This is a genomic window from Kribbella pratensis (assembly GCF_004366075.1).
Taxonomy (GTDB): Bacteria; Actinomycetota; Actinomycetes; order Propionibacteriales; family Kribbellaceae; genus Kribbella; species Kribbella pratensis.
In genome coordinates, this window is record NZ_SODU01000001.1 from 2,215,648 (window position 1) to 2,234,371 (window position 18,724).

An 18,724-nucleotide genomic window follows, 5' to 3' on the forward strand; every position below is an offset into this window, starting at 1 on the left:
TGGACATAGATCCGCTCGCCACAGCGGCCTACTGTCGGTGACAGAACCCAACGACTAGGAGTATCAATGAGCATCGTCGTCACCGCCGCCACCGGGCACCTGGGCACGCTCGTCATCGACGAGCTGCTGCAGCGGGTCCCCGCCGATGAGGTCGTCGCGGTCGTACGCAACGCCGCGAAGGCGGCCCCGATCGCGGACCGCGGCGTCGAGGTCCGGGTCGCCGACTACAACGACCCGGACGCGCTCGCGAAGGCCTTCGGCGCTGATGACACAGTGCTGCTGATCTCGGGCCTCGACCCGAACCGCCTCGAACAGCACCAGGCCGTCATCACGGCCGCCATGAACGCCGGGGTCGCGCGGATCGCGTACACCAGCGTGCTCGGCGGACCTGACGCGGACTTCGAGCTGGCCGCCGACCACATCGCCACCGAGCAGGCGATCCTCGATTCCGGGCTGCCGTACACGTTCCTGCGCAACGGCTGGTACAGCGAGGTCTACACGGACCAGATCGCCGTACAGCTGGTGAACGGGGTCGTCGGGAGCGCGGGTGACGGGCGGATCGCGTCGGCCGCGCGGCGGGACTACGCGGCGGCGGCTGCCGTCGTACTGACCGGCGAAGGGCACGAGAAGAAGGCGTACGAGCTGAACGGCGACACGACCTGGACACTGACCGACTACGCCGCCGAGCTGTCGAAGCAGTCCGGTCAGAACGTTGCCTACAACAACCTCTCCCCCGAGGATCTCACCCAGGTGCTGACAGCTGCCGGAATCCCGGCGCCGTTCGTCCCCGTCCTCGTCGGCGTCGACGACGCCATCAAGCGCGGCCTGCTGGCCGGCCGCGGATCCGACCTTTCCCGCCTGATCGGCCGCCCCACCACCCCGATCGCGGACACGATCGCCGCCGCTTTGAACGCCTAAGGAGCCGCGACGAGCTGGTTGTGCTGCTCGCCCAGGCCATCCGCCCAGACCCGTAGTACGTCGCCCGCGCGTAGGTACCGGGGTGGTTTCTGTCCCGCACCTACGCCGGCCGGCGTGCCGGTGCTGATCACGTCGCCCGGGTAGAGCGTCATGAACTGCGAGATGTAGTGCACCAGGTGCGCGACGCCGAAGATCATCTCGGCCGTCGAACTGTCCTGCAGCGCCTCGCCGTTCACGTCCAGCCCGAGCTTGATCGCCTGCGGATCCGGCACCTCGTCCGCGGTCAGGATCCACGGGCCGAGCGGGCAGAACGTCGCCGAGTTCTTGCCCTTGTCCCACTGCCCGCCGCGCGCGAGCTGGAAGTGCCGCTCGGACACGTCGTTCACCAGCACATACCCGGCGACATACTCCATCGCCGCTGCCTCGTCGGCGAGGTAGGACGCCGTACGCCCGATCACCACGCCCAGCTCGACCTCCCAGTCGGTCTTCTCGCCGCCGCGCGGAATCACCACGTCGTCATGCGCGCCGACCACGGTGTCCGGCGCCTTCATGAACAGGATCGGCTCGGCCGGCGCCTGCTGCCCGCCCTCGGCCGCGTGGTCGGCGTAGTTCAGTCCGACGCACACGACCTTCCCGGGGCTGAGCGGTGCGGCCAGTCGCACCGCCTCGAACTCCACCGCCGGGCCGGTGGCCGCGGCGGCCCGTTCACGCCAACGGTCCGGGTCGAACGCCTCCGACGTACCAGGCAACGTCGCCACCCAGCCGTCGTCGGCGAGTACGGCGTCGCGCAGTCCGTCGTCGGTGTGGATCCGGAGCAGTCTCACTTGTTCCTCCAACCAGAGTTCTTCGCCCAGTTCAGGTACGCGATACCCAAGGCGTGCGAGCCTTGCACAGGCACGAGTTGTACGGCGTCGTACACGCGCAATGACTGCTGATAGACCAGCAGATCCTGCTCGGCGTACGCACCCCAGCGGGCACACTGCACCGCATTCGCCGGCACCGCGACGCCCGTCCCGTCGACCCGGTACCAGACCTCGGTCGCGGACCGGATCAGCTTCTGTGTGAACGTCTTCGTGAAACGCTGGATGTCCGTGGCGGGTCCGCCCACGATCCCCGCGTCGTACGCCGCATGCACGAACTCGGTGCTGATCGCGGCGTGGCTCAGGTCCTCGATCTGCTTAGAGGCCGGGTACGACGGCGTGTACTCCGAGATCCCTGCGGTCTTCGTGTACCCGGCGTACAGCTGGCTGTACGGCGGCCAATAGGTCCAGACGTAGGCGTCGCCAACGAGTCGCAGCGCGGGCTCGTACGCCTTCAACATCTGCAGGACCCGGGTCCGGTAGCGCGGCTGCCTGGTCACGCGGAACAGCTCGACCAGCACCTGGCCGATGCCCTGGCTCTGGTTGTACGGCTGGATGGTCCCGTCGAACGGGATCGGCGCGCCCTTCGGCCACACGTAGTCACCCGTGCCGTCCGCACGCGACACCCACTCCGGGTCATGGAACGCGACCGCCGCGGTCGCCGCATCCAGAACCTCCCTCGCGAACTCCTGCCGCTCGCCGCGCCGGAGCTTCGGCGACTGCAGCACCATCCGGGCGTAGCGGGCCAACGGGAACGCGATCATGCCGGTGTGCACAGCGAAGACGTAGTACTGCGACTTGAACGCGATCGTGGTCGCCGCCGGTGCGGGCGCGGCCGCGGGAGCCGTCCGCAGATCGACGGCGGTCCAGCGCAGGGATGCGTTGTAGACGTTGTTGACCGCTGTCACGACGTACGTCGGTGACGCCGGATCGAGGCTGACGGCGGGCAGCGTGACGACGGTGGTCGTGGCGGGGTTGCGGAGTACGAGGTCGAAGGTGCCGTCGGCAACGTTCAGCACCTCGGCGGTCGACTCGGCCGATCTGATCCCGGCCCAGCGGAGCTGAATCGCCGGAGTGCCGTTGCCGTCGGGGAGCACGCCGTGACCGGCGGTGTAGTTCCCGGCTGTGCGCCAGACCTTGCCGGACCGGCCGGCGTAGTCCTCGACGCGCCTGGCGTGGTCGGTGGTTTTCATCAGGTGCCTGGCGCGGTCCTCGAACGTGCGCAGGTAGCGCTCGTCCTGGTAGGCCTCGTACATCCGCAGCAGGCCCAGCAGGAAGTAGGACTCGCCCCAGGCGTACAGACCGGCCTCGTTGTCCTGGGCGTTGGACGCGAGATAGCCGGCCTGCGCTGCGTCGAACGCGGCCGGAGAGTCGTAGACGAGTGGATCGGCTGTGGGTGCTGACAGGGCCGACAGAGCCGGGAGACCGGCCCAGGCGGCGACCCCGCCGGCGGCGGTGGTGAGTAGGAGCGTGCGGCGGCTGAGCTCAGGGTGCATCGGTGCCTCACAAGAATTGGGGGTGGGCGGGGGTTGGGCGGGAGGGCGGGTCAGCCTTTGACGGCGCCGCCCATGCTGTTGAGGATGCGTTTCTGAAGCAGGAGAAAGACGACGACGACCGGGACCAGCGAGATCACGGTGCCGGCGGCGAGACCGCGGACGTCGGTGCCGGAGACGCCGCTCAGGTAGGCGATCCCGAGCGCGATCGGGAACTTGGACTGGCTGGTCAGCACCACCAGCGGCCAGATGAAGCTGTTCCACACCGACACGAACCCGAGGATCGCCAGTACGGCGAGCGTCGGCGCCACGATCGGCACGCAGATCCGCCAGAAGATCGCGAATTCGTTCGCACCGTCGACGCGGGCGGCCTCGACGATCTCGTCCGGGATCTGCGAGAACGCCTGGCGGAGCAGGAAGATGCCGAGCGACGACAGGATCGCGGGCAGGATCACCGCGGCGAACGTGTCGGTCAGCCCGAGCTCGCTCATCACCAGGAACCGCGGGATCAGCATCAGTTCGCCGGGCAGGAACATGATCGACAGGAACAGCATGAAGAACACGCCGCGGCCGCGGAACGCGATCCTGGCCAGCGGGTACGCCGTCAGCGCGGACACCACGAGGTACACCGGGACCGTGATGCCGACGTAGATCACCGAGTTCACCAGGAACCGCGCGTACGGGATCGTCGTCCACGCCTCGCGGAACCATTCGGCCACCGGCGGCCGCGGGATCAGGTCGGGCGGGAACCCGAACACATCCTGGCCGGCGGGCTTGGTCGCGGCGCTGAGCAGGATCAGGAACGGCCCGATGAACAACGCGGCGACGGCGATCAGCAGCAGATACAGCCCGATCCGGCGCGCGTTGAGCCTCGGCGTACGCCGGTAAAGCCGCCTGGCCATCAGATGTCCCTCCGCCGGGTCACCAAGAGGTTGAAGCCGGCCAGGACGATCATGATCGCCCACAGCAGCAGGCCGACGGCGCTCGCGTAGCCCATGTCGTAGTCCTCGAAGGCTTTCGACCAGATGTAGTAGCCGAGGGTGAGAGTGGCGTCGAGCGGCCCGCCCCGGGTCAGCACGTACACCGACTCGAAGGCCCGCATCGCCTCGAGCATGCTGAGCACGAGCGTCACCGCGAACGTCGGCCGCAGCGACGGTACGACGACGTTCAGCAGCCGCTGCCACGCGTTCGCACCGTCGATCGTCGCCGCCTCGATCTGGTCCGAGGGGACGGACTGCAACCCGGCCAGGTAGATCATCATGAACAGACCGGCGTTCTTCCACGCCTCCAGCAGCACGACCGTGGGCAGCGCCCAGTGCCGGTCGAGCAGGAAGTCGGTCGGTCCGGCGCCGAACAGGCCGAGCACCCAGTTCACGACGCCCTCGCGGTTGAACACGTACCGCCAGGCGACCGCCACCGCGACCATCGACGTGATCACCGGCAGGTAGTAGAGCATCCGGAACGCCTGGATCGCGCGCAGCTTGAGGTTCACCAGCATCGCCAGGAACAGCGGCGCGACCACGGTCAGCGGCAGGAACATCAGCACGAACAGCAGCGAGTTCCGCAGCGCGATCCAGACCCGCGGGTCGTGCGCCATCCGGACGAAGTTGTCCAGCCCGGAGAAGCGCACCGGATGCACGATGTCGTAGTCGGAGAACGCGAGCTGGATCGCGATCACGGCCGGCCACGCGAACATCGCGGCGTAGAACAGCAGCCCGGGCAGCATGAACACGTACGGCGTGTACCAGTGCTGACCGACCACGCGGCCCTTCAAACCCGGCATACCCGCTCCTCGTGTCTGAAACCCGGATTTCAGATACCAAGCTGACGGGAACCGTAACGCAGAACGCAGCGGCCCGGAAGCGGTAACTCCAGAAAATTTCCGGCATCTTCCGTTGACTCGTGCGAACAGATGGCGAACACTCTGATGTCTGTAAGCCAGGTTTAGGACATTCCCCCCTGAGGAGCCAACGATGGCCCGACTGCGACTCACCGCTGTTGTCGCCACTCTCGTCCTCGCCCTCGCCGGCTGCGTGTCCGGCAGTCCCGCGGGCGGGAGCGACGACCAGAAACAGTCCGGCGACGCCTACTCCGGTGACGTCGAGTGGTGGACGATCAACCTGCAGAAGAACTACGGGCCGGACATCCAGAAGTGGATCGACGCCTACCAGAAGGAGCACCCGAAGGTCTCGATCAAGTGGGTCGACGTACCCGGTGCCGACATCACCACCAAGCTGCTGGCGGCGATCGCCAGCGGCAAGGTGCCGGACGTCGTCAACTTCACCTCCGCGACCACCGGCCTCTTCGCCGGCTCGATGGCCGACCTGAGCTCGCTGTTCAGCGCCGACGACGTCGCCGCGTACCTGCCGAACCTGGCCGAGCCGTTGGTTGTCGACGGCAAGCGCATCGCGATCCCGTGGTACAACGGCGGCACGTCACTGGCGTTCTACAACAAGGATCTGCTGGCCAAGGCGGGTTTCGATCCGGCCAAGCCACCGAAGACGTACGACGACGCGCTCACGCTCGCGAAGACGTACCACGACGCGACCGGCAAGTCGGCGACCAACTTCATGGCGTACTCCAGCGTCGTGCAGGCGAACGGCATCCCGCTGCTCTCGGAGGACGGCAAGACGGCCGCGTTCAACACACCGGAGACCCTCGCGCTGCTGGAGAAGTTCAAGCCGCTCTTCAGCTCGGGCGCGATCGCCCCCGGAAGCCTCAGCGAGAACCCGCGGGACATGCCGCAGTCGCTGGAGAACAAGGGCATCGCGTTCAACCCGGCCGCCGTGTCCAGCTCGCTGCTGAACGTCGAGAAGAACGCGCCCGCGGTCTACTCCTCGATCACGGTCGGCCCGCCGGTGACCGGTGCCGACGGCAAGTTCTACATGCCGGGCCAGCAGGTGATGGGGATCCCCGCTAAGTCGGACAACCAGGCCGCCGCGGCAGCCTGGCTCAAGTACGTCGCCGCGCCCGAGCAGCAGCTCGCGCTGTGCAAGCTGGTGCCGATCTACCCGTCCTCGGTGAAGGCGCTCGAGGACCCGTTCTTCACCGAGATCTCCGGCACCACGCCGGCTGATCAGGCGCGGAAGATCCTGGTCGACACCTTCAAGCAGAGCATCGACGCGTCGATGGGGTCGGGCAACGACGAGCAGCTGCGGCAGCTGTTCGACGACCAGGTGCGGGCGTTCATGTCCGGGACCAAGTCGGCGAAGCAGGCCCTGGACGACGCCGAGAAGGCATGGAACGACACACTGGCGAAGGGCAAGTAGCGTGCTGCGTATTGGGATCGTGGGCGCCGGGATCATGGGCCGCGGCAACGCGTTGTCGTTGTCCGGCCGGGCCGACGCCGAGATCACGGCGGTGACCAGCCGATCCGCCGACTCCGCCGCGCAGCTCGCGGACGAGATCGCCGAGCGCGGCGCGCCGCGGCCGACGATCCATCCCGACCTCGGCGCCCTGCTGGACGACGACGCCGTGGACGCGGTCGCCCTGACCACGCCGGACGACGTCCACGGCGAGATGATGGTCCGCGCCGCGGAGGCCGGGAAGCACATCCTGGTGGAGAAGCCGATGACGACGTCGGTCGCGGAGGCCGACGCCGCGGTGAAGGCGATCCGCGAGAACGGCGTGATCGCGATGTGCCTGTTCAACCACCGGTGGGTGCCGGCGTACGCGCAGGCCTACGAGCTGCTCGCGGACCTCGGCGACGCAGCGGTCGCGTACGCGCGCAAGGACGACACGATCTTCGTGCCGACCGAGATGCTGTCCTGGGCGGATCGCACGACCTGCGCCTGGTTCCTGTCCAGCCACGACATCGACTTGGTGTCATGGCTGCTCCGCGACCAGGTACGACGGGTCTACGCGACCGCGCGCTGGGGCAAACTCCGGTCGCTCGGGATCGAGACGCCGGACGCGATCCAGATCCAGGCGGAGTACTCGCGCGGCACAGTGGCGACCTTCGAGTCCGCGTGGATCTACCCGAACACGTTCCCGACGACAGTTGATTCGTACGTCGCAGTGGTCGCGGACGACGGTGTGGTGCAGCTGGACCGGCAGCGGGAGAACGTCGTACTGGCAAAGCCGGACGGCTACAGCTATCCGCGGAACATGCTGCAGCGGGTCATGCACGGGATCCCGTCCGGTGCGTACGCCGACGCGATCGCGCACTGGGTCGACTGCTGCCGTACCGGCCGGGAACCGCTCATCACGATCGAGAGCAGCCGCAACGTCACCGCCGTGCTCGAGGCCGCCCACCTGTCGATCGAGACGCGCCAGCCCGTCGACGTGTCCATGCTGGTCGCATGACCGAAGGACCTGAGAAGCCGCGGCACATCGACGGGCGCATCAATCGGATCGGGACCGACGACCTGATCAAGGCGTTCGGCTCACCGGCCGGCGACCTGGCAGGCCTCCGCGCGTTTGTGGGCGAGCAGCTGAGGCGACCCGCCTGGCCGTTGCCGGAGTGGGCTGAGGCGACTCGAGCTACACCGGACGCCGTACTGGCTGCTGCTGCTCCACTACTGGATGGTGTCAATGTCACCGGACGGGGACTCGGGCGGTCGCAGCTGTACGGCTTCCACTACCTCGGGTGGCTCGCGCCTGGAGTCCAGGCGTGGCTGCTGACCGGTGACGAGCGCTACTTGCAGGCGTTCGAAAAGCACCTCGATCAGTGGGTGGAGCACCGTGACTCGGTGACCGGTGAGTGGCCGGGTCTCGACGCCATCTGGTACTCGCTCGGCACGTGGGCCCGCTGCCGCAGTCTGCTGCCGACACTCGAGGTACTGACCTCCTCGCCGCTGTCCGACCGCGTGTGGGGCCGCCTGGTCGCGACACTCGTCGGCGGAGCCCGCTGGTCGTACGACGAGCATGACGTGTTCCGGCACGGGAACTGGCAACTGGTGTGCGCGACCGAACTGCTGCACCTCAGCGCCGTACTGCCCTCACTCGTGGAGTCTGAGGCGTGGGCGGAGCGTGCGCGGCAGCGCATCGAGGAGCACCTGCTACTGGACATCTATCCGGACGGCGGGCACTACGAGCGCTCACCCGGGTACCACCGGATGGTGTTGACGGCTCTGCAGACAGCAGCACGGATCGACCCGGCCGTGGCGGCGCATCCCCGTTTTGCCGCGATGCACACGTGGATGTGCGAGCTGGTCTCGTCGGGCGGCTGGCTGCCGCACCTGCAGGACAGTGGGATCGAGTGGCCCGCAGCGTCGTTGCTGCGCGGCAGTTACCTGCTGAACGACCCTGTGTTCGCGCGGGTCGCAGCGCAATGGATGTCGCAGTCGGAGCTCGCTGCGGAGGTGGCGACGTTTCCTGCCCGGCCAGAGCGTGAGGAGCGGTGGCTGTCGCCAGGCGCAGTTCCTGAGCTACCGCAGGCGACTGTGCTGCCGGAGTCGGGGTACACGATCCTGCGGAGTCCAGAACTGCGTGCGGTGATCAACCATGGCCCGCACATCGAGCACCAGTTGGAGTCGCACTCACATCGCGCCGTACTGGACCTGGTGCTGGACGGGTGGCAGCAGCCGTTGCTGTGGGAGGCGGGCGGTCCACCGAGCTACGACGATCCGGGCTACCTGACGTGGTACCAGTCGGGCCGCGGCCACAACACGATCCTCGTCGACGACCAGGAGCTGTCGACGGACCGCAGTGTGGACGTCGACCCACTCGTCGACGCCAACGTGCTCGCCGTGTTCTCTGGCCGTCACCACGGCAACGGCATCGAGCAGACCCGAACGATCGCACTGGTCCGCGAGAGCCCGTCGTACGTCGTTGTCACCGACCACGCGCCGGACACGCACACCTTCCGTGCTTGCTGGCACGCGCTGCACCCGTGGCGTGAGGTGGGGCAGCTCGCGTACGACGCCTCTGCGCCCAACGGACCGGGCTTGCTGTTGATCGACGCCGGTGATGCTACTCAGGTTGAGCTGACCGAGGGCGTAGCTCGTCATCCGGTGCTGGAGCGTCGGACGGCTGAGTACGGCCCGCTGCACTCGCTCACGGTGACGCGGTCGACCGCCGGCTTCACGACCGTGCTGGTGCCGCACGCCGGCGCCGAGCCGGCCGCAGTGTCGGTGGATCGGGTCGACGGTGAGCTGGTGGTCGCCCTCGACGAGACGGTCGACCGGATCGGGCGGTCCACGTGGACGCGGACCGTCGACGGTCAGTTGACCTGGGCAACCGGGTGGCGGGTGCGGACGCTGCCGGGCCTCCTACGGGCGACTGACAACGTCGACGTACTGGCCAGGCCGACCGGCGACACGCTGCGCTTCGAGATCACCTGCTCCGGACGCTGCGGGCTGTGGATTCGCGCACACGGTGAGATCAGGCTCAACGGGATGCTGATCGACGCGATCGTCGAGGACGAGTGGGCGCACTTGACGCTTCCGTACGCCGGGGCGTGGACTGTTGACGGGGTTCGCTATGAGTGACGACGTAACCAGCGGGTGGTTCGACGCGCGGATCGTCACCGGCGCGCATCCTGCCTCCCTGCTCCCACCCACCGACCGGGACGCGATCGCCGCGCATCTGGACCGCTACGCGCTGTCCGGCGCTCTGGTGAGCGCGATGGCATCGTGGTTGCACGACCCGATCGGCGGCAACGTGGAAGCGTCTGCGATCGCACACGACCTGGCCGACCACGGCGTACTGGCATGCTGGACTGCGGTCCCGGCGACGTCCGGTGAGCTCGACTCGCTGACCGACCTGGTGGATCGCGCGGTGGACGACGGCGTCGCGGCCTTCCGCATCCACCCCGCGTCGCACGGCTTCTCCCCCGCTCTGCTCATCGAGTTGTACGACGCGCTCCAGACCAACCGCCTGCCGTTGTGCGTCGACGCCGCGGAACTCTCCTGGCCGGACCTGAACACGATCGCGACCCGCTTCCCGGAGCTGCCGATCGTCGTGTCGAACCTCGGGTACCGGAAGCTCCGCGAACTCTGGGCCACGCTTGTTGGGCACACCAACGTCTTCGTCGATCTCGTCGACTTCGCCGCGCATCAGGGCGTCGAGTGGCTCGCCGCCAACGACCTCGCCGACCGGTTGCTGTTCGCCACCGGCCTCGGGGTCCGCGATCCCGGCGAGAGCATCGTCCGGCTCGCGTGGTCCGGTCTCGACGACGCGACGGTCCGCCTGGTCGGCTCGGGGAACGCGCGCCGGCTGCTCCAGGGAGTACGAGCATGATCGGGCGCCGGCCGCAGCATCGGATCGTCGACGTGCACGCCCACCTCGGCCCGTACTCGCTGTTCTTCATCCCCGAGTCGGACGCCGCGACGATGGTCGCGGTGATGGACCGGACCGGCACCGACGTCACCGTGCTCGCGGCGAACCGCGCGATCCAGCAGGACGCGCACCTGGGCAACTCGCAGTCGCTCGCCGCGGTCGATGCGTACCCGCACCGGATCGCGGCGTACGCGGTCATCAACCCGTGGCAGGAGCCGGAGCACGAGCTCGAGCGGCTCGCGGGAGACGACCGGTTCGTCGGAATCAAGGTGCATCCGAGCCTGCACCGCTACCCGGTCACCGGCGCGCGGTACGCCGCGGTGTGGGCGTTCGCCGAGTCCACCGGCTGTCCCGTGCTCAGTCACTCCGAGCATCAGTCGCCGTACGACGCGCCGCGGCTGTTCGAGGCGGTCGCGGAACGCTATCCGGGTACGTCGGTTGTCCTCGGACATGCCGGGATCACACCGGCCGGGGTGGACGAGGCGATCGCGGCAGCCCGCCGGTACGACTCGCTCTGGCTGGAGGTGTGCGGCTCGCAGATGACCGGGCCGCTGATCCGCGCCATGGTCGACCAGGTAGGCAGCGGGCGGGTGCTGTTCGGTTCCGACTTCCCCTTCATCGACCAGCGCATGTCGCTCGGCCGCGTGGTCTGTGCACCGCTGACGGAGAGTCAACGCCAAGATGTTCTCAGCGGGAACGCCCGCAAGCTGTTCCGGTGGCGGCCGCTACCGGGAGAACGAGGGGTTGGCCAATGACGGAAGAGATGCAGCAGTCCGAGCAGGTGTCCGGCGAGCGGTTGCCCGCGGTGACGGTCGGACTGTTCGGTCCACGCCGGCTGGTCAAGACGATGTCGGAGGTCGGCCAGGAGGTCGCGGAGCGGTCCGTCAACGGCGTGCGGTTCCTGACCGGCGGGTACGACGACCTGTCCGAGGCCGAGGAGCGCTACCTGCGGCTGCGGGACCGGATCGACGCGGCGGTGTTCCCCGGCCCGTGGGCGTTCGACCTGGCGACGACCGGCCACTGGCTCACCGTCCCGTCGACCCATCTGCCGCTGACCGGCGCCGCGCTGTACGCCGCCCTGCTGCGGGCCTCGCTGACGATCACGGACGTCGACCTGAGCCGGGTCAGCATCGACTCGCTCTCACTCGCGGACGTCTCCGAGGCGTACAGCGAGATCGGCCTGGACACCGCCCAGGTGTACGACGTCCCCTACGAGGGCCCCGAGTCCGTCGCGGGGTTCGCTGCGTTCCACCGCGAGAAGTGGGAACGCCAGCACACCACGCTGGCGCTGACCACGATCCTTGCCGTGGAGCGTGAGCTGCGCGCGGACGGCGTACCGGTGCTGCGGATCGCGCCGACGCGGTCGAGTGTGCGGGATGCGCTGGAGACCGCCGTACTGCTCGGCCAGGGCACTCGGATGGGAGCGCATCAGCTCGCGATGATCGCCGTACAGGTCATTCCGACCGGTGCGTCGCGGGCCGAGTCGGGTGACTACTGGCAGCAGGAGCTGGCGTTGTCGACGCACCAGAAGCTGCTGTCCGAGGCCCGCCAGGTCGGTGCGTCAGTCACGCGCCGGTCCGACACACTCTTCCTGGTCACCACGACGTACGGCGCTCTGCTGCGGCTGACTGAGCAGTTCGCGGTTGCACCCTTTCTAGGCGCGTTGACTGCACAGCTCGGAGTACCTGTCGCTGTAGGCGCCGGAACCGGCCAGACCGCTCGCGCTGCGGAGGCAAACGCACTCATGGCCGTTGAGGACTCCGTAGCGGCCGGCGGCAAGGTAGCCGTGTACCTGGACGGCAGCAGCGATCGGGTGGACCTCGAGCCCGGTCCTGCGACGACTGAATCCGCACCGGCCGACGGGACCTCGCCGATCGACCAGCGAGCGCTGGAGATCGTGACCTCCATCGCCTCTGCCATGAGCTCGGCTCCGGGCCGACAGGTGGTCGTAGATGTCGAGAGCGTCGCCGCGATCATGCAGGTCACCCAGCGGACCGGACGCCGGATGCTGAAGGAGCTGGTCGAGGCAGGTCTCGCCTGGCCGCTGCCACCGGCTCGCTCGACCGCTGGCGGCCGACCACGCCAGCAGTTCCGCTTACTCACCGAGAAGCTCGACTGACCTTCTCGACTGACCTCTGGAGAAGCCTGTGCAGACTCGCCGTCACGACCATGCAGACCGCCTGTACGCGCGCGCCCGACAGGTGATCGCAGGCGGTGTGTCCAGCGATGCCCGCCGAGCTGACCGGCCGCTGTTCGTGGACCACGCCCGCGGCGCCGAACTGTGGGACGTGGACGGCAACAGGTACGTGGACTACGTGCTCGGCCAAGGCCCGAACCTCCTCGGCCACGCCGCACCACTCGTCGCCGACGCAGTCTCCGACCAGGTACGCCGTGGCGTCGCGTACGCCGCCCAGCACGAGCTGGAGGCACAGGTCGCCGAACGCCTGTGCAGCATGGTGCCGGCAGCGGAACTGGTCCGCTTCAACAGCGTCGGCTCAGAGGCCGTGCACGGCGCGATCCGACTGGCCCGCGGCCACACCGGCCGCCCGAAGATCGTGAAGTTCGAGGGCAACTACCACGGCTGGCTCGACCCGGTCCTCTACAGCGTGCACCCCGACCTCGCCCTGGCCGGCGACGCCCGGCATCCCACCGCGGTCGGCGGTACCGCGGGCCAGCCGCGGCACGACGCGGACGACCTGATCGTCCTGCCCTACAACGATCTGCCGGCTGTCGCCGAGGTGTTCGCACGCAGCGGGGACGAGATCGCGGCGGTCATCCTCGAGCCGCTGCTCTGCAACACCGGCTGCATCACACCGGCGCCTGGCTATCTCGAAGGGCTTCGGGAGCTGACTCGGGAACACGGGTCGTTGCTGATCTTCGACGAGATCATCACCGGATTCCGGGTCGCTCCGGGCGGGGCAGGCGAGCTGCTGGGCGTCGTACCCGATCTGGCCGCGTTCGGGAAGGCGATGGCCGGCGGCATGCAGGTGTCCGCGCTGGTCGGCTCGGCCGAGGTGATGGGGACGATCGCGGACGGCAAGGTCGCGCACGCCGGGACGTTCAACTCCCATCCGGTGGGGATGGCGGCCGCCGACGCGGTACTGCGTCATCTCGACGAGCACCGCGACGACGTGTACCCACCGCTGACCGCGACAGGCCAACGGTTGATGGCCGGCCTGCGCGCTGCAGCTGCAAAGCATGGGGTGCCGCTGCTCGTGGACGGGCCCGGTCCGGTGTTCCAGACGTACATCACGGACCAGGCCGCCGTCACGGACTACCGCACGTTCGCCGCCTGCGACCGGGCAGCGATGGCTCGGTTCCACGCGGGTCTGTTCGCTGCCGGTATCAGCATCGTCCCGCGAGGGTTGTGGTTCCTGTCCACCGAGCACACCGCGGACCAGGTCGACGAGACTATTGCGGTAGCAGACTCAGTGTTCGCTTCCCTGTAGACACAGGGTCGAACGGCTTACGGTCCTGGTTGCAGGTCGAGCCGTCCGCCGGGGCCTTCAACTGGGCGAGGTAGTTGGTGATCATCGCGTCGGCGCAGGTGCTCTTGCCGATCGTGGTGTGCCCGTAGCCCTCGACTGTCACCATCCGGGCGTCCGGGTACAGGTCGGCGTACGGCCGCGTTGCCTCGTACGGCGTGGCCGGATCGTGGCGGGTGCCGAACACCAGTACCGGCTGCCGCACCTTGTTCTGCCACGGGCCGCGGAAGTCGTCGGTGTCGCGGATCCCCAGGAACTCACAGTGGATCCCGACCCAGGCGCGGAACCGGCCGAAGTGCGGGGCGCGTCGGTCGGCGGCATCGGCGTACGCCGGGTATGCCAGCGGGCGGCCGGACTGCCTCGCCTCGACACATGGCTGCAGCACGGTTCCGATCGAGTTGTAGTCCTCCTTGCGTCGGTTCCACTCGATGAGTGCCTGCGGCGCCTTCGTCGCGGCCTTTGCCCGGTTCTGGACGGCGAGCTGGGCCCACGTCTGGGCGAGCGCCGGGTAACCGATCGGGTCATAGAGGCTCGAGAACGTCATCGCCACAGCTACGGCGTACGTCACGGTCAGCGTGGAACCGTCCGGCAGGGCGACGACGACCGGGTGGGTCTTCAGCCGCTCGAGCGTGCTCTCCACAACAGTCCTCGGATCGCCGAGCTGGTTCAACGCACAGTTCGCGGCGGCCTTCTTGCACTCGGTCAGGAACTGCTCGTACGTGTCGTACGCGCCCTCGCCCTGCTTCAGCCGGACACCGACCGGGTTCGGATCGCCGTTCGAGCCCGAGTACCACTCGGGGCTCAGCGTGCCGTCGAGGACCAGTGCACGGACCTTGTTCGGGAACAGCTTGGCGTACGTCGCACCGAGGTACGTGCCGTACGAGTAGCCGACGTACGACAGCTTCTCGTCGCCGACCGCCTGCCGCAGCAGATCCATGTCACGCGCAACGTTCGCGGTCGAGTAGTGCGCGAGCCGGTCCGGCGACGTGGTCCGGCAGCTGAGCGCCTGCTTCGCCGCGTCGACGATGAACCGGCGCTCTTCCTTCGCGGTCACCGGGAACGCCGGGACGTTCGCCAGCGCCTCCGACTCCTCGGCCGCGGTCGGGTAACAGGTGGCCGGATCCGAACGGCTCACGCCCCGCGGGTCGAACCCGAGGATGTCGAACTTCGCGCGGACCTCCGGGGTGTAGATCTGCTCACCGGCCTGCTGCACCAGGTCGACACCGGAGCCACCGGGGCCGCCGGGGTTCGTGAACAGCGTGCCGACCTTGTGGGCCGGGTCGCCGGCCGGCAGCCGGGTCAACGCAATCGTCGTGGTCGGTCCGTGCGGGTTGTCGTAGTCGGTCGGGACCTCGACAGTCGCGCACTGGAACGGCTTCAGCTTCGGGTCGGTTCCACAGGTACCCCACGCGATCTGCGGTACTGCGGACTTCGCCTGAGCCACTGCGGTGGTCATCGGCGTCAGCAGCACGAGGGCCGCGCCGGCGACAGACAGTCTTCGAAGGATTCGTCTGGGCGTCATGTCACCGACCGTAGGCGGGCAGATCCTCCCGTCGCGTCCACCACGAGAAGGAGGCCGGGAACCCGTCTGCTGACGGACCCGGCCTCCCTCTCAAGCGTGAAGCTCTTAGGCGCTCTTCTCGCGGCGGTCGCGCTTGGTGCGCTCGATCTGGTCGCGCGGGATCAGCGTGGGGTTCACGTTCTCCAGCACGACCTCGCCGGTGACGACGACCTTGGCGACGTCCTCGCGGCTCGGCACCTCGTACATCACGTTGAGGAGAACCTCTTCCATGATGGCCCGCAGACCACGGGCGCCGGTGCCGCGGAGCAGCGCCTGGTCCGCGATCGCCTCGACCGCGTCGTCGCTGAACTCGAGCTCGACGTTGTCGATCTCGAACAGCCGCCGGTACTGCTTGACCAGCGCGTTCTTCGGCTCGGACAGGATCTTGATCAGCGCGTCGCGGTCCAGCGGCGAGACGGTCGTGATGACCGGGAGCCGGCCGATGAACTCCGGGATCAGACCGAACTTGAGCAGATCCTCCGGCATCACATCGGCGTACCCGCCGGCTTCCTTCGGCTTCTCCGGCTCACGCGAGGTGTTGAAGCCGAGGGTCTTCTTGCCGACCCGCTGCTCGACCATGTGGTCCAGGCCGGCGAACGCGCCGCCGACGATGAACAGCACGTTGGTCGTGTCGATCTGGATGAACTCCTGGTGCGGGTGCTTGCGGCCGCCCTGCGGCGGAACACTCGCGGTGGTGCCTTCCAGGATCTTCAGCAGCGCCTGCTGGACGCCCTCACCAGAGACGTCGCGGGTGATCGACGGGTTCTCGCTCTTGCGGGCGATCTTGTCGACCTCGTCGATGTAGATGATCCCGGTCTCGGCCTTCTTGACGTCGTAGTCCGCGGCCTGGATCAGCTTCAGCAGGATGTTCTCGACGTCCTCACCGACGTACCCGGCCTCGGTCAGCGCCGTCGCGTCCGCGATCGCGAACGGGACGTTCAGCATCCGGGCGAGCGTCTGGGCGAGGTAGGTCTTGCCGCAGCCCGTCGGGCCGATCAGCAGGATGTTCGACTTGGCCAGCTCGACGGCCTCGTCCTTCGCGTGCCGGCCGGCGCTCGAGCCGCCCTGGCCGTCGCGGACCCGCTTGTAGTGGTTGTAGACCGCCACCGCGAGTGCCTTCTTGGCCACGTCCTGACCGACGACGTACGCGTTGAGGAAGTCGTAGATCTCGCGCGGCTTCGGCAGCTCGGTGAGACCGACCTCGGAGCCCTCGTTCAGCTCCTCCTCGATGATCTCGTTGCAGAGATCGATGCATTCGTCGCAGATATAGACGCCGGGACCGGCGATGAGCTTCTTGACCTGCTTCTGACTCTTGCCGCAGAACGAGCACTTGAGCAGGTCGCCGCCGTCACCAATGCGTGCCACCGGGGCAGATCCCTTCTATGCGAGTCGAACCATGGGCCAGGAGGGCGTGGGCCGCAGGGACCGGGACGGTCGTCAGTACCCCGATCCGATTTCGACGGTACCCCGTCCGGGGCCGAAAAACCGCGCTCGCCACCGGGTTGTGACTACGCCGGTGGCGAACGCGTCGTGCTCTTGACAACCGGTCAGACCGGCCTCGCCCGAACTGAACCCGTTCAGACGCCGGCCGGGACCGGGGTCTTCAGAGTCTGCAGGACGTCGTCGATCAGGCCGTACTCGATCGCCTGCTCGGCGGTGAGGAACTTGTCCCGCTCGATGTCCCGGGACACCTCCGCGATGTCCTTGCCGCTGGCCTCGGAGATCATCGTCTCCAGCAGCGACCGGAGCCGCAGGATCTCGTTCGCCTGGATCTCGATGTCACTCGACTGGCCGTAGGTGCCCTCGGTGGCCGGCTGGTGAATGATGATCCGGCTGTTCGGCAGCGCGAGCCGCTTGCCCGGCGTACCGGCGGCGAGCAGCACCGCGGCGGCCGAGGCAGCCTGACCGAGGCAGACCGTCTGGACGTCCGGCTTGATGTAGCGGACGGTGTCGTAGATCGCGGTCAGCGCGGTGAACGATCCGCCCGGCGAGTTGATGTAGATGCTGATGTCGCGGTCGGAGTCCATCGACTGCAGGCAGAGCAGCTGCGCCATCACGGCGTTCGCGATCTCGTCGGTGATCGGCGTACCGAGGAAGATGATCCGGTCCTCGAAGAGCTTCGTGTACGGGTCGATCCGGCGCATGCCGTACGACGTGCGCTCCTCCCACTGCGGGATGAAGTAGTTCATGGTGCTTCCTTAACTGACGAAGTGGGAGATCAGGAGTTCGGGCTGCCCGTGCTGAGCTGGGCGGCGGTGGTGACCACGTGGTCGATGAAGCCGTACTCCTTCGCCTGGTCGGCGGTGAACCAGCGGTCCCGGTCGGCGTCGTTCTCCACCTGCTCGAGCGGCTGCCCGGTGTGCTCGGAGATCAGCCGGAACAGCAGCGCCTTCAGGTGCAGCGACTGCTCGGCCTGGATCTTGATGTCCGAGGCCGTACCGCCCATACCGCCGGACGGCTGGTGCATCATGATCCGCGCGTGCGGCAGCGCGTACCGCTTGTTCTTCGCACCGGCGCAGAGCAGGAACTGGCCCATCGAGGCCGCCAGGCCCATCCCGACCGTGGCCACGTCGTTCGAGATCCACTGCATGGTGTCGTAGATCGCCATGCCGGAGTCCACCGAGCCACCCGGCGAGTTGATGTACAACCAGATGTCCGCGGTCGGGTCCTGGGCGTTCAGCAGCAGCATCTGCGCGCAGATCGCGTTCGCGTTGTCGTCGCGAACCTCGGACCCCAGGAAGATGATCCGGTTCTTCCGCAACTCGCGGTAGATGTCGTCGTCGTGTCCGCCGGATCCGTTGCCGCCCGCGGCGGTGGGGCTGGCTGCAAATGTCTCGTTCACGAACCCGACACTACTGGTCGGCGGCGACAGACCTAAGGCTGGGCCGGAGGTGTTCGCTCACGGCGCACCGCTCGTCTGCTCTGAGCGAATTCGGGCCCGATCACCAGCCGCACAGGACAACGGATCCGGACTCGCCGGCGGCTGCCTCGTCAGGTACTTCGCGGCGCTCCGGCAGCTCCGGCTCCCCCCGTACCTCAGGCTCCTGCAGCAGCGCGGCCACACCCGCCCCCTTCCGCGTTCGACCCGAACCACTCCGGAAATCGTTTCACCGGCCACGCTAGGCCAGGTTCTTCACGGTCGCGTCGCGATCGTCCGGCGAACATGCGTACGGCCCGGACCCCACC

At 67.9% G+C, this 18,724-nt stretch carries 16 protein-coding genes; 8 read left to right on the plus strand and 8 right to left on the minus strand.

Translation table 11 applies throughout. The annotated features are described in order from the left end of the window. The first annotated feature begins 66 nt into the window (after positions 1 to 66). Entirely contained in the window at positions 67 to 918 is an 852-nt protein-coding gene (locus tag EV137_RS10515) for an SDR family oxidoreductase (RefSeq protein WP_134000553.1), read from the plus strand. Here the strand turns inward: EV137_RS10515 and EV137_RS10520 are convergent. The 4 genes from EV137_RS10520 to EV137_RS10535 are packed head-to-tail and all read right to left on the minus strand — an operon-like array spanning position 915 to position 5,054. Then, positions 915 to 1,742 carry a fumarylacetoacetate hydrolase family protein gene (locus EV137_RS10520; RefSeq protein WP_134128158.1) on the minus strand — a complete coding sequence of 276 codons (828 nt, stop codon included), beginning with the start codon at positions 1,740 to 1,742 and terminating at the stop codon, positions 915 to 917. The two genes, EV137_RS10515 and EV137_RS10520, sit on opposite strands and share 4 nt — an antisense overlap. Further along, the gene (locus EV137_RS10525; protein ID WP_134128160.1) at positions 1,739 to 3,274 is read right to left on the minus strand and encodes a hypothetical protein; all 1,536 of its coding nucleotides are present in this window, start codon (positions 3,272 to 3,274) and stop codon (positions 1,739 to 1,741) included. The genes EV137_RS10520 and EV137_RS10525 overlap by 4 nt, the downstream gene beginning before the upstream one ends. A 50-nt stretch (positions 3,275 to 3,324) precedes the next feature. Beyond that, positions 3,325 to 4,173 carry a carbohydrate ABC transporter permease gene (locus tag EV137_RS10530; protein WP_134000559.1) on the minus strand — a complete coding sequence of 283 codons (849 nt, stop codon included), beginning with the start codon at positions 4,171 to 4,173 and terminating at the stop codon, positions 3,325 to 3,327. Beyond that, complete coding sequence (locus EV137_RS10535) at positions 4,173 to 5,054, minus strand: carbohydrate ABC transporter permease (protein ID WP_134000561.1); 882 nt, start codon at positions 5,052 to 5,054, stop codon at positions 4,173 to 4,175. The genes EV137_RS10530 and EV137_RS10535 overlap by 1 nt, the downstream gene beginning before the upstream one ends. A 190-nt stretch (positions 5,055 to 5,244) precedes the next feature. Between EV137_RS10535 and EV137_RS10540 the strand changes: the two genes are divergently transcribed. Genes EV137_RS10540 through EV137_RS10570 form a run of 7 tightly spaced genes read left to right on the plus strand, consistent with a single transcriptional unit; the run spans position 5,245 to position 13,941 of the window. Continuing rightward, a complete protein-coding gene (locus EV137_RS10540) occupies positions 5,245 to 6,540 on the plus strand; it encodes an ABC transporter substrate-binding protein (protein WP_134128162.1) in 1,296 nt (431 codons plus the stop codon). Position 6,541: 1 nt separating this feature from the next. Next, the gene (locus EV137_RS10545; RefSeq protein WP_202870877.1) at positions 6,542 to 7,576 is read left to right on the plus strand and encodes a Gfo/Idh/MocA family protein; all 1,035 of its coding nucleotides are present in this window, start codon (positions 6,542 to 6,544) and stop codon (positions 7,574 to 7,576) included. Further along, entirely contained in the window at positions 7,573 to 9,702 is a 2,130-nt protein-coding gene (locus EV137_RS10550; protein ID WP_134128164.1) for a heparinase II/III family protein, read from the plus strand. The genes EV137_RS10545 and EV137_RS10550 overlap by 4 nt, the downstream gene beginning before the upstream one ends. Continuing rightward, positions 9,695 to 10,453, plus strand: coding sequence for an amidohydrolase family protein (locus EV137_RS10555; RefSeq protein WP_134128166.1), 759 nt, complete (start codon positions 9,695 to 9,697; stop codon positions 10,451 to 10,453). The genes EV137_RS10550 and EV137_RS10555 overlap by 8 nt, the downstream gene beginning before the upstream one ends. Continuing rightward, positions 10,450 to 11,247: an amidohydrolase family protein gene (locus EV137_RS10560; RefSeq protein ID WP_134000568.1), complete on the plus strand. Its 798-nt coding sequence runs from the start codon at positions 10,450 to 10,452 to the stop codon at positions 11,245 to 11,247. Before EV137_RS10555 ends, EV137_RS10560 begins: the two co-directional genes overlap by 4 nt. Next, a complete protein-coding gene (locus tag EV137_RS10565; RefSeq protein WP_134128168.1) occupies positions 11,244 to 12,611 on the plus strand; it encodes a transcriptional regulator in 1,368 nt (455 codons plus the stop codon). Before EV137_RS10560 ends, EV137_RS10565 begins: the two co-directional genes overlap by 4 nt. 28 nt (positions 12,612 to 12,639) lie before the next feature. Further along, the gene (locus EV137_RS10570) at positions 12,640 to 13,941 is read left to right on the plus strand and encodes an aspartate aminotransferase family protein (protein WP_166679819.1); all 1,302 of its coding nucleotides are present in this window, start codon (positions 12,640 to 12,642) and stop codon (positions 13,939 to 13,941) included. Here EV137_RS10570 and EV137_RS10575 read toward each other — a convergent pair. The 4 genes from EV137_RS10575 to EV137_RS10590 all read right to left on the minus strand — a co-directional run bounded on the left by EV137_RS10575 (position 13,904) and on the right by EV137_RS10590 (position 18,380). Next, positions 13,904 to 15,499, minus strand: a complete 1,596-nt coding sequence (locus tag EV137_RS10575) for an alpha/beta hydrolase (protein WP_134128172.1) — start codon at positions 15,497 to 15,499, stop codon at positions 13,904 to 13,906. The two genes, EV137_RS10570 and EV137_RS10575, sit on opposite strands and share 38 nt — an antisense overlap. 105 nt (positions 15,500 to 15,604) lie before the next feature. Further along, positions 15,605 to 16,903: an ATP-dependent Clp protease ATP-binding subunit ClpX gene (gene clpX / locus EV137_RS10580; RefSeq protein ID WP_134000576.1), complete on the minus strand. Its 1,299-nt coding sequence runs from the start codon at positions 16,901 to 16,903 to the stop codon at positions 15,605 to 15,607. 212 nt (positions 16,904 to 17,115) lie between these two features. Next, positions 17,116 to 17,727: an ATP-dependent Clp protease proteolytic subunit gene (locus EV137_RS10585; protein ID WP_134000578.1), complete on the minus strand. Its 612-nt coding sequence runs from the start codon at positions 17,725 to 17,727 to the stop codon at positions 17,116 to 17,118. Between the two features lie 29 nt (positions 17,728 to 17,756). Continuing rightward, complete coding sequence (locus tag EV137_RS10590; protein ID WP_134000580.1) at positions 17,757 to 18,380, minus strand: ClpP family protease; 624 nt, start codon at positions 18,378 to 18,380, stop codon at positions 17,757 to 17,759. Between the last annotated feature and the right edge of the window lie 344 nt (positions 18,381 to 18,724).